The 9,597-nt window shown below is 65.6% G+C and carries 8 protein-coding genes; 5 read left to right on the top strand and 3 right to left on the bottom strand.

What is annotated here, in order from left to right; all coding sequences use genetic code 11:
• The 3 genes from I2E26_RS09105 to I2E26_RS06320 form a co-directional block, all read left to right on the top strand.
• A partial coding sequence (locus I2E26_RS09105; protein WP_229056469.1) for a hypothetical protein occupies positions 1-582 on the top strand: 582 nt, incomplete at its 5' end.
• A 161-nt stretch (positions 583-743) separates the two neighbouring features.
• Entirely contained in the window at positions 744-989 is a 246-nt protein-coding gene (locus I2E26_RS06315; RefSeq protein ID WP_195420053.1) for a hypothetical protein, read from the top strand.
• On the top strand, positions 944-1,561 hold the full coding sequence (locus I2E26_RS06320) for a Na+/H+ antiporter NhaC family protein (protein WP_370551457.1): 618 nt from the start codon (positions 944-946) through the stop codon (positions 1,559-1,561). Before I2E26_RS06315 ends, I2E26_RS06320 begins: the two co-directional genes overlap by 46 nt.
• Before the next feature lie 215 nt (positions 1,562-1,776).
• On the opposite strand, the gene I2E26_RS06325 is transcribed toward I2E26_RS06320, so the two are convergent.
• The 3 genes from I2E26_RS06325 to I2E26_RS06335 form a co-directional block, all read right to left on the bottom strand.
• Positions 1,777-4,494 (bottom strand): RNA helicase, encoded by a 2,718-nt coding sequence (locus I2E26_RS06325; protein WP_195420055.1) that lies wholly within the window; start codon positions 4,492-4,494, stop codon positions 1,777-1,779.
• A gap of 4 nt (positions 4,495-4,498) precedes the next feature.
• Positions 4,499-5,386: a tRNA (guanosine(46)-N(7))-methyltransferase TrmB gene (locus I2E26_RS06330; protein ID WP_195420056.1), complete on the bottom strand. Its 888-nt coding sequence runs from the start codon at positions 5,384-5,386 to the stop codon at positions 4,499-4,501.
• Positions 5,387-5,550: 164 nt separating this feature from the next.
• Positions 5,551-6,384: a hypothetical protein gene (locus I2E26_RS06335; protein WP_195420057.1), complete on the bottom strand. Its 834-nt coding sequence runs from the start codon at positions 6,382-6,384 to the stop codon at positions 5,551-5,553.
• Between the two features lie 484 nt (positions 6,385-6,868).
• Between I2E26_RS06335 and I2E26_RS06340 the strand changes: the two genes are divergently transcribed.
• Together I2E26_RS06340 and I2E26_RS06345 are read left to right on the top strand one after the other, a co-directional pair.
• Positions 6,869-8,842: an elongator complex protein 3 gene (locus I2E26_RS06340; protein ID WP_195420058.1), complete on the top strand. Its 1,974-nt coding sequence runs from the start codon at positions 6,869-6,871 to the stop codon at positions 8,840-8,842.
• On the top strand, positions 8,842-9,597 hold a 756-nt coding region (locus I2E26_RS06345; protein ID WP_195420059.1), incomplete at its 3' end, for a spermidine synthase. The genes I2E26_RS06340 and I2E26_RS06345, both read left to right, overlap by 1 nt.

The raw sequence follows: 9,597 nt of genomic DNA on the forward strand, positions 1-9,597 counted from the left end.
GCGCTCTGCGCCGTGGGAGATTCCGAATCGGGGCATTTCTCGGATGCGGGGCACGCAGCGAGCTCCGGGGTGTCGATGCTTCGGGAGCGGCGGGGTGACTGCACGGTAGGGGCGTCGACGGGTGGTTCGGGACTTCGATTCGTGGCATTCGCCGGTGCGGATCGCAGTTCGCCCTCCGACGTTCATCCGGCATGGATTCCGCCCTCCGATCCTAGCTGGTTGGAGGATCGCCGTCCCGTGCGCGCGCGATGGTCGTGTCCGCCATGGGCGGGCAGGTGCTGGAACATCGCGGTCGCTATCATCTATATCTCCTTGATGACGGGCGCCTTCTTCGCGGCGTTCGATCCCAGGCTCAAGGACCAGGCGTTGCCGCTGTGGTTCCGCGTGCTGGAATATCCCGTTATGTGCGGCACGTGCTTTACCGTATTGGGATATCTTCTTATGGACCGCCGTCGTATCAGGGAGCGCTTTGCATGCTGCGCCCGGTTGAGCTATGGCGCCGAGATCGCTGCCGGCTTTGCGCTTATGGCGGGGGTCATCGTGTTCACGATAGCCGTTGCATCGGCGGTCGGCGTCGTCTAGGTTCGGCGTCTGCAAGGGGGAGGCATGGAAGCGGTCGTGCTGGGCATGTTTGGGGTCGATTTGGCGGTTTCGGTCCTTATGGGGGTCCCAACCGTGTACGCGCTACTCGCGGGGCTCGTCATTTTCTGCCTCTACGCGCGGCGGTCCCTTTTGCGCTGACCGTGCTCATCTATCTCGTAGCGGGATGCGCCCTCACGGGTGATACAGCGGTGTCGGCCGCTACCCAGGGGCTTTCGAGGTTCTTCGATGTGAGCCCTGTCGTTCTTCTGTCGCCGGCGATCGTACTGGCGCTCGCGCTGCTCAAGGTCGATATTCTGACCGCCATCGCGGTCGGCATCGCGTCGGCCGTACCGCTGTGCCTGTGTGTGCAGGATATGGGGCCCTCGAGGTACTTCATACGGCGTTAGCAGGGTATGTAGCACCGGATGCGAGCGTAGCCGCCCTTGCAGGCGGGGGATTGGTGTCCATGGTGGATGCGGTGCAGATCGTATGCATCACGTCGGCGTATGCGGGCATCTTCGAGGAGACTCCGCTATTAAGCGGAATCGAGCGCGTGGTTGTGGGCGTTTCGGCGCGCCTTTCGGGTTACGCCGCCACGTTGGCGGTCTCCGTGTTCTCGTCGGTCATCTCCTGCAACCAGACGCTGGCAATCATGCTGACGCATCAGCTGTGCCGCGATATCGATCGCGCCCCCGAGGAGCACGCGTTGGATCTCGAGGACTCCGTCGTTTTGACGGCCGGTCTCGTTCCATGGTCGATTGCGGGTGCCGTTCCTTTGGCGTCTATGGGGGCGCCCGTGGCGAGTATGGCGTTGGCGGTATATCTCTATGCCGTGCCCGCATGGCGGCTGGCTGCTGGTCGCTTGGGGTCACGTCGCCGCTCTCGAATTGGGTCGATTGTACGGGCGAGGGCGGGCTGCCGGGGCTCTGCCCCCCGAAGTGAGTGGAAAAATCTAGACGAGCGAGTAGCGCCGCTTTAGAGCATGAAATCTGCCATCAAAATACCAGGTAAGCACTATGCCATAGTAAAGCATACTTTCCTGTCGTGTTTTTTCCACTCACTTCGGGGGTGAGAGCGTTCGGATGAGCTTGTTTGGGCCTTCCACGAGGGCCGGTCGCCTGTAAACAGGGACTCGGTTCTAAAAAACCGGACCGCCGTCCCTTCGAACGGCGGTCCGGAGTGCTGCTTGCGTGTTTACTGCATGAGCTCCTCGATCGCGCCCACGCGGTAGTTTTTGAATACGATGCCGTCACCGTCCTGCGTGGCATCGAGGTCAACGTCGGCCATGATGCCGAAATCATGATCGCCGTCAGCATCGTGGAAGATCTGGTGCACATGCCACACGTGCTCGGAGAGCTCGTCGGCCTCGTCGATGGCGAGGAAGGCCGCCGAGCGCGCGTCGCCGTCGGTGAGTAGCTCGTCGTGCTCGTCGTAGAACGCATCGAGTACGCGCTTCCAACGGATCTCGCCGAACCCCCAATCCTCATCGAGTGCGCCGAGTTCGGCCGCCTTGCCGCGCGCCGCCAGGCGGACGCGCTGGAACAGGGCGTTTCGTACGAGCAGGGTCATACCGCGGCGGTCGGCCACCACCGCGTCGCCCATTGCGAGCGGGGCCACGTCTTCGGCTGCGCCCGCGTTGGCCCATTCGTCCACCAGGCTGGAGTCGACGGAGCGCACCACCAGGCCGAGCCAGGAGACGATGTCGTCGAGCTGCTCGTTTCGGTGCTCGTGCGGCACGGTGCGGTCGAGCGAGCGGTACGCTTCGGCCAGGTAGCGCAGCAGGATGCCCTCGCAGCGCGCGATCTTGTACTGAGCGATGTAGCTCTTGAAATCGCAGCCGGTTTCCAGCATGTCGCGCAGGACCGATTTCGGGCTGAGCTCGTAGTCGTTGGCCCAGGGAACCTCGGCGCAGTACTGGGCGAAGGCGGTGTCCAGCAGCTCCTCGAGCGGCTTGGGATAGGTCACGTCCTGCAGCTTCTCCACGCGCTCCTCGAAGTCGATGCCCTCGGCCTTCATGGCGTTCATGGCGCGGTCGCGCGCCATGCGCTCCTGGGCGCGCAGCACCTGCTTGGGGTCTTCGAGCGTGGCCTCCACCATGGAGACGACGTCGAGCGCGTAGGTGTCGCTCTCGGGGTCGAGCAGCTCGAGGGCCGCCAGCAGGAAGGGCGAGAGCGGCTGGTCGAGCGCGAAGTCCTCGGGCAGGTCGACGGTGAGGTAGTAGGAGGCGGCGCCGTCGAGGAAGGAAGCTGCTCCGATGGTCGCCTCGGGATCGGTGCCCAGGGCGTCCGCGGCATCGCCCGGGCCGTCCGCATCGACGGTTTCGCGGTTCCCCGCCGTCGCGTCGACCTCGCCCGGCGCCTCGTCTTCCACCTCCTCGCGCACCACCACGCCGGCGTCGATGAGCGTGGCGAAGATCTCGGCGGCGCGGGCCTTGAGCGCAGCCTTCTCCTCGGGTGTCTGCAGCGAGTCATCGATGAGCGCGAGCACGCGCTGCCAGGCGTCGCCGCCCTGCTCCACCTCGGCCAAGATCATGGAGTTGGTGATGCGCAGGCGGGGTTTGAGCGTCTCGGGCGTGCTCTCGATAAGGCGCTGGAAGGTGCCCTCGTTCCAGGTCACGAAGCCCTCGGGCGGCTTCTTCTTCTTGAGCTTCTTCATCTTCTTGGGGTCGCCCATGGCCTTGAGCTCGGCCTTGTGGTTCTCGATCTCGTATTCGGGCGCCTCGGCGATGACCACGCCCTCCGTGTCGAAGCCCGATCGTCCCGCGCGTCCCGCGATCTGGTGGAACTCGCGCGAGCGCAGGCGGCGCTGCTTGTAGCCGTCGAATTTCGTAAGACCGGTGAGTAGAACGGTGTGGATGGGCACGTTGATGCCCACACCGAGGGTGTCGGTACCGCAGATGACGGGCAGCAGGCCCTGCTGGGCGAGCTTTTCGACCAGCAGGCGGTAGCGGGGTAGCAGGCCGGCGTGGTGCAGGCCCACGCCGCACGAGATGAGGTGCTTGAGCGTCTTGCCAAAGGCCGTGGTGAAGCGGCCGCCCTTGATGGCCGCCTTGATGGCCTCGCGCTGCTCCTTGCTGGCTACGCCGTAGCTGGCCAGGGCGCGGGCGCTCTGCAACGCTGCGTCCTGGGAGAAGTGCACGATGTAGAGGGGCGAGTCTCCCTGGCGCAGCGCCAGCTCGACCGTGCCCTCCAAGCCGGTTTTCACGTATTCGTAGGAGAGCGGGATGGGGCGCGGGGCGTCGGCGATGACCTCGACGTCGCGGCCGGTGTGGCGCTCGAGGGCGGCGGCGATCGCCGAGGTGTCTCCCAGCGTGGCGCTCATCAGCATGAATTGGGTGTGCGGCAGCGTGAGCAGCGGAACCTGCCAGGCCCAGCCGCGATCGGGGTCGGAGAAGAAGTGGAACTCGTCCATGGCCACCACGCCGATGTCCGTGTCCTCGCCCTCGCGCAGCGCCTGGTTGGCCAGGATCTCCGCGGTGCAGCAGATGATGGGGGCGCCCGTGTTGATATGCGAGTCGCCCGTGATCATGCCCACGTTATCGCGACCGAAGATATCGACCAGGTAGAAGAACTTCTCGGAGACGAGCGCCTTGATGGGGGCGGTGTAGTAGCCGCGCTGTCCGGTTGCCATGGCCATGAACATCATGCCGATGGCCACGAGCGATTTGCCCGAGCCCGTGGGCGTTCCCAAGATCACGTTGCTGCCCGCGGCGAGCGCGAACAGGGCCTCCTCCTGGTGCGCCCAGGGTTCGATGCCGCGCGCCTCGACCCACTCGAGGAAGCGCTGGTAGGCGGTTTCCAGGTCGAGCCAGGGCTCGGCTTCCTCGCCTTCCGCCGGCTCCCACCAGCTCGGGGCGAGTGAACCCAGCGAACCGTGGGCAGATGCGTCGAATTCGGGGGTTATTGCTGGCATGGGATCACCCTTCTGCGTTGGGCTCGGAGGAGGTCGGGGCGCTATGACGCGCCCGCAGCTCCTGGTTGCGGCGGCGGTTGCGGAACGCCTGGATTGCGAAGTTCATGCCGTGGGGGATGTAGGCGCCCTCGTAGAGGTCATCGGGGATGTAGTCGTAGAGGCTGTCGAGCATGTGCTTGCGGCCGGCTTCGAGTTGCTCGGCCGCCGGCGCGCATCCCAGCTCTCCGCAGATGCCGTGGACGGTCGCGCCCTCTTCCACCAGGCGCTCCTCGTATTCGCTCATGGGGATGGCAGGGTGGTCGGCCCGAACATCGTGACTGGTCCAGCGCACGGTGAAGCCCGCGGCCTCGAACTGCGGCAGCGAGTAGTCGAAGAGCGGTTCGCTGTCGGTGCGCAAGACGATGGTGCCGCGCTCGGCGAGGAGCGGGCGGTAGCCCAGCAGGTTGTCGAGGGTGGTGAGGCGTTCGGCCGCCTCGCGCTTGCGCGGATGCGGCGTGGGGAAGTTGAGCGTGATGGAGGCGAGCTCGCCGGGGGCGAACATGTGCGCGAGCTTCTCGCCGTTACCGGGGACGAGAAGCGCGTTCGCCAGGCCCGCCTCGCAGACGCGCTGGGCGGCGTAGGCGATGCAGACCGGCTGCATATCGATGCCGATGAACAGGACGTCGGGTTCGGCCTGCGCGGCGGCCACCAGGTAGCTGCCTTTGCCGCAGCCCAGGTCGAGGCGCACCTCGCGGTAGGCGGGTACGGCAACGTCCGCGCCGATGGAGGGCGCGGCGATGTGCGCCCAGCGCCCCGCCCAGCGCGCGGGCTCGTACTCGATGGCGTCGCGATAGCGCTCGAGGCGCTCGTCTAGAACGAAGTTCTTCGGTGTTCTTGCTCGTGTTGAGCCCATGCGCGTGATTCCCCCTGCATGAACGATGGATTTCCGAACTCTCTATTGTAATGGCTTGCGGGCTTCGACTTGTGCAGGTCGTGCGGGGTTCGCGATGGGCGGGGGATGGTGTGCGGTCGCCTTTCGGGGCCGCCGCGTACGCTGCGGTGCCGGGGGTTTTGACGCTACTGCATGCTGCGCTGCAGCAAGAGGTATCGGTTGAGCCGGTGGCTCGATCCGTCGGACGAGAAGCGCGCAACCTCCGTCGCACGGTCCGCGGTATAGGCGGCGAGCTCATCGACTTCCGTCTCGCTGAAATGGTGGCAGTAGCGCAGCGGCCCCTCGTGGTCCTGCCATCCCAGGAAGTGGTCGCCGGGCTCGAGATCGGAGGCGTCGAAGTCGCGCCAGGGCTCCAGAATTTGGGCTGCGGCGTCTGCTGCCTGTGCTTTTCGCGCAAGGCGGTCGTCATCCATGAACTGCCAGAGCGAGACGGCGATGATGCCGCCCGGACGGGTCCGTGCGAGCAACTCGTCAAGCACCGCTGCGCGCAGGTCTGCCCCGGGGACGTGGTGCATGAACCCGAAGCAGACGGAAAGGTCGCCGGGGGCGGTGTCGACGCAGAGGCGGGGCTGCGCGCACGGCGGCGTGCTGCCTACTTTGGGCCCAAGCTCGCGATCATCTCGATAGGCCATGAGGTCCTCCAGGATGTCGACGTCGTGAAAGACGAGCCCCGGGAGGCCGGCATCGGCTGCGAGCGCAGGGCAGTTGTCGATGGCGTCGACATGCGCGACCGTCGGCTCCAGCTCTCCGGCGAGAAAGCGCTCGAAGCGCAGGTTTCCACACGCAAGATCGAGGATGCGGGGCTCGCGCCCTTCGAGTGCGCCAAGGTGCCGGGCGATATCGATGGTGCGACGCCAGCCTTCCCACGGCGCGGTGCGCGTGGCCGAGAACGAGTCGGCGTGCTTGGTGTAGAAGGCGGTGTTGAGCGCGATGAGCTCGCGTGCGACGTGGCTTTTCACGGACTCCCTCCATGCTCTTCGATGGCTTGCTGCATCGATCGGACCGATTTGGCGGTCTTTTCCCGCCCTCCCCCTCGAAGTGAGTGGGTTTTTCTGATGCAGGCAAGTAGACCCGGTGCATCGGATTCTGCCAACTGGGGTTTTGTTGCCAATTGTAGCGGGATACTCGGCCCTCTTCGGATTTTCCACTCACTTCGAGGGGGAGGGCTTTTGAGCGCGTGTCTTTGGGGCCATCCGGCGGACGATGGACAGGTGTTTGCCGGTGTTTTGCCGGATGGGGAAGTGCGCTTGCGATCATTGCGCGGCCGCGTGCGGGGTCGGTCCGTTCGTCGGCGGCAGGCCGCGGGAATAGAACGGGAGGTTGATCGCGACGGCCGGAGGCTCGGCGCTTCGCGCCGCGTCTCTCGGACCGCGGAAGGCACCGTGAGGCCGCTTCGCATCGTTCGAGAGGGGGCGCGCCGCGGCTGGGGTACAATCTCGAGCTATGGAACAGATTATCTTGAACATACTCGAAGACCTGCGCGCGGATCGCATCGTGGACGATCGGCGTCTGGTCAAGCTTATCAATGCGCGGGCGCGCGAGGCTGGCGGTGATAAGCGGGCGTTCGCCAAGCGGCGCTTGCTGCCGTTCTATCAGCGGGTCAAACGCGAGGAGCCCGTGCGCTGGGCGTCATGGAATGTAACTCCCGAGCTCGAGGACAGGTTGCTCTCGGCGCTTCGCATGAAGCCGCGGCGCACCGCGTCGGGTGTGGCGACCATCACCGTCATAACCAAACCGTGGCCGTGCTCGAGCGACTGCCTCTACTGCCCCAACGACATCCGCATGCCCAAGAGCTACCTGCACGGGGAGCCCGCCTGCGAGCGCGCCGAGCAGAACTGGTTCGACCCCTATCTTCAGGTGTCCGCCCGACTTACGGCGCTTTCGCAGATGGGGCACGCCATCGATAAGATCGAGCTCATCGTGCTGGGGGGCACGTGGAGCGACTACCCGCGCGGCTATCAGATCTGGTTTATCACCGAGCTCTTTCGCGCGCTCAACGATTCGGCTATCGCGGGCACGGCGGCGAACCCCATGCTGGCGGGGTGGGAAGCGGGCGTTGTCGATGTGCCGTCTTCATCTCGCGTCGGCGCCGTTGCGCCTTCCCATGAGGCGGCGACATGTTGCGGATCGGCTTCGGCGACGGATGCTGCGCGCTCCGATCTTCTGCGCGACGCCGACCTGCCTCCGCGGGTCGCTGCGCGCCGCGCGTTCTATCGCGAGCACGGATTTCCGCAGGACCAGGATGCGTTTGCGGTTATGGCTGCGGCCGCCCAGGCTTCGATCGATGCGGGTGCGATGGGGTACAACGCTGCGTTTCGCGATCTCTATGGCGCCAGCGATGCGTGGCGGGCGGCGGCCGATATGCAGCGGGCGACGCTCGAGGAGCTCGAGGAGCAGCAGCGTGCCAACGAGACCGCTCGCCATCGCGTCGTCGGGTTGGTCATCGAGACCCGCCCCGATGCCGTGACGCCGCGTTCGCTCGAGCTGATTCGGCGCCTGGGCTGTACGAAGGTGCAGATGGGTATCCAGAGCCTGGACCAGCATGTTCTCGATGCCAACGATCGGGGTATTCGCGTCGAGCGTATCGCGCGCGCGTTCGAGCTGCTGCGCGTATTCGGCTTCAAGATTCATGCGCACGCGATGGTCAACCTTCTGGGCGCCACGCCCGAGGGTGACAAGCGCGACTACGGGCGCTTGATGCGTGAACCCGCCTTCCAGCCGGACGAGATCAAGCTCTATCCGTGTGCGCTCATCGAGGGCGCGCGCCTGTGCCGTCGCCACGATGCGGGCGAGTGGGTGCCGTATACCGAAGACGAGCTCATGGACGTCCTCGCGAGCGACGTGTTGGCCACGCCGGCCTTCTGCCGTATCTCGCGTATGATTCGCGACTTCTCGTCCAACGATATCAAGGCGGGCAACAAGAAGCCGAACCTACGGCAGCTGGTGGAGCAGCGGTTGCCGCGCGGCGGATCGGTTCGCGAGATTCGCTACCGCGAGGTCGGCACCGGTTCGGTTCGCCTCGATGAGCTGCATCTCGAGGTTGTACCCTACGAGACGACGAACACCCGCGAGCGCTTCCTGCAGTGGGTCGATCCGAGCGACCGCATCGCGGGCTTTCTGCGGCTATCGATGCCGAACCCGGAGTATGTGAGGAGGCGTGCGGGCGAGTTGCCCGTTCGCCCCGGCGAGGCCATGATTCGCGAGGTGCACGTGTACGGTGCCGTCGCACGTTTGGGCGAGGCGGGTGATGCCGCCCAGCACGCTGGTCTCGGTCGGCGGCTCGTGGAGCGGGCGTGCGAGATCGCCGCCGCGGAGGGATACGACCGCATCAACGTCATCAGCGCGGTGGGTACGCGCGAGTATTACCGCGGCCTGGGCTTTGTCGACCACGGGTTGTATCAGCAAAGGGGGCTGTGATGAAGGGGCATGGCAAGGGCGGTACGCGCCCCTCCGCGCGTGCGGCCGCCCGTGCTGTCGCGACTGCCGTCGTCGTGGGTTCCGCTTGCTTCTGGATCGTGCGTACCCATGCTGGGCGGGTACGCGTGAAGACGGTGCGCGGCGCCCATGGGGAGCGCGTTCGCGTGCTCCAGCAGGGCGGCGTGTACCAAAGCGCCACGTATCTGGGCAAGCGTCGATTCGAGCCCGTGTTCGAGTACATCCGTGCCTTCGATGCGATGTTCGAGGCGGAGGGCGTCCTGCGCGCGCAGACGGGGCACGGGGTCGAGCGCGTCCTGATGCTTGGCGGCGGTGGGTACTCCTATCCCAAGCATGCGCTTACGACGCGCCTCGACCTGGCGATGGACGTCGTGGAGCTCGATGCAGCGGTGACCGCGCTTGCCCGCCGGTACTTCTATCTCGATGAGCTCGAAGGCCTGGCGGGCGATCGCCTGCGGCTCATCGATGCGGATGCCCGCTCGTACATGGCGGACCTCGCTGCGGCCAGCGTTCGGTACGACGTGGTTGTGAACGATTGCTTCGCCGGTGCCGAACCCGTCTGCTCGCTTGCAACGGTCGAAGCGCTCATCCAGGCGAAGGGATGCCTTGTCCCCGGGGGCCTGTATGCGGCCAACTTGGTAACCAGCGACGGCGGCGAGAGCATCGAATTCCTGCGCGATGCCATGGCATCGGCTGCGGCCGTTTTTCGGCACGTGCATGTGGTTCCATGTGCGGAC

Source organism: Collinsella sp. D33t1_170424_A12, assembly GCF_015554865.1.
Taxonomy (GTDB): Bacteria; Actinomycetota; Coriobacteriia; order Coriobacteriales; family Coriobacteriaceae; genus Collinsella.

Excerpts from the sequence above, each read along its gene's own strand:
- I2E26_RS06325 (WP_195420055.1), bottom strand. The coding sequence starts at position 4,494 with ATGCCAGCAATAACCCCCGAATTCGACGCATCTGCCCACGGTTCGCTG.
- I2E26_RS06330 (WP_195420056.1), bottom strand. The coding sequence starts at position 5,386 with ATGGGCTCAACACGAGCAAGAACACCGAAGAACTTCGTTCTAGACGAG.
- I2E26_RS06340 (WP_195420058.1), top strand. The coding sequence starts at position 6,869 with ATGGAACAGATTATCTTGAACATACTCGAAGACCTGCGCGCGGATCGC.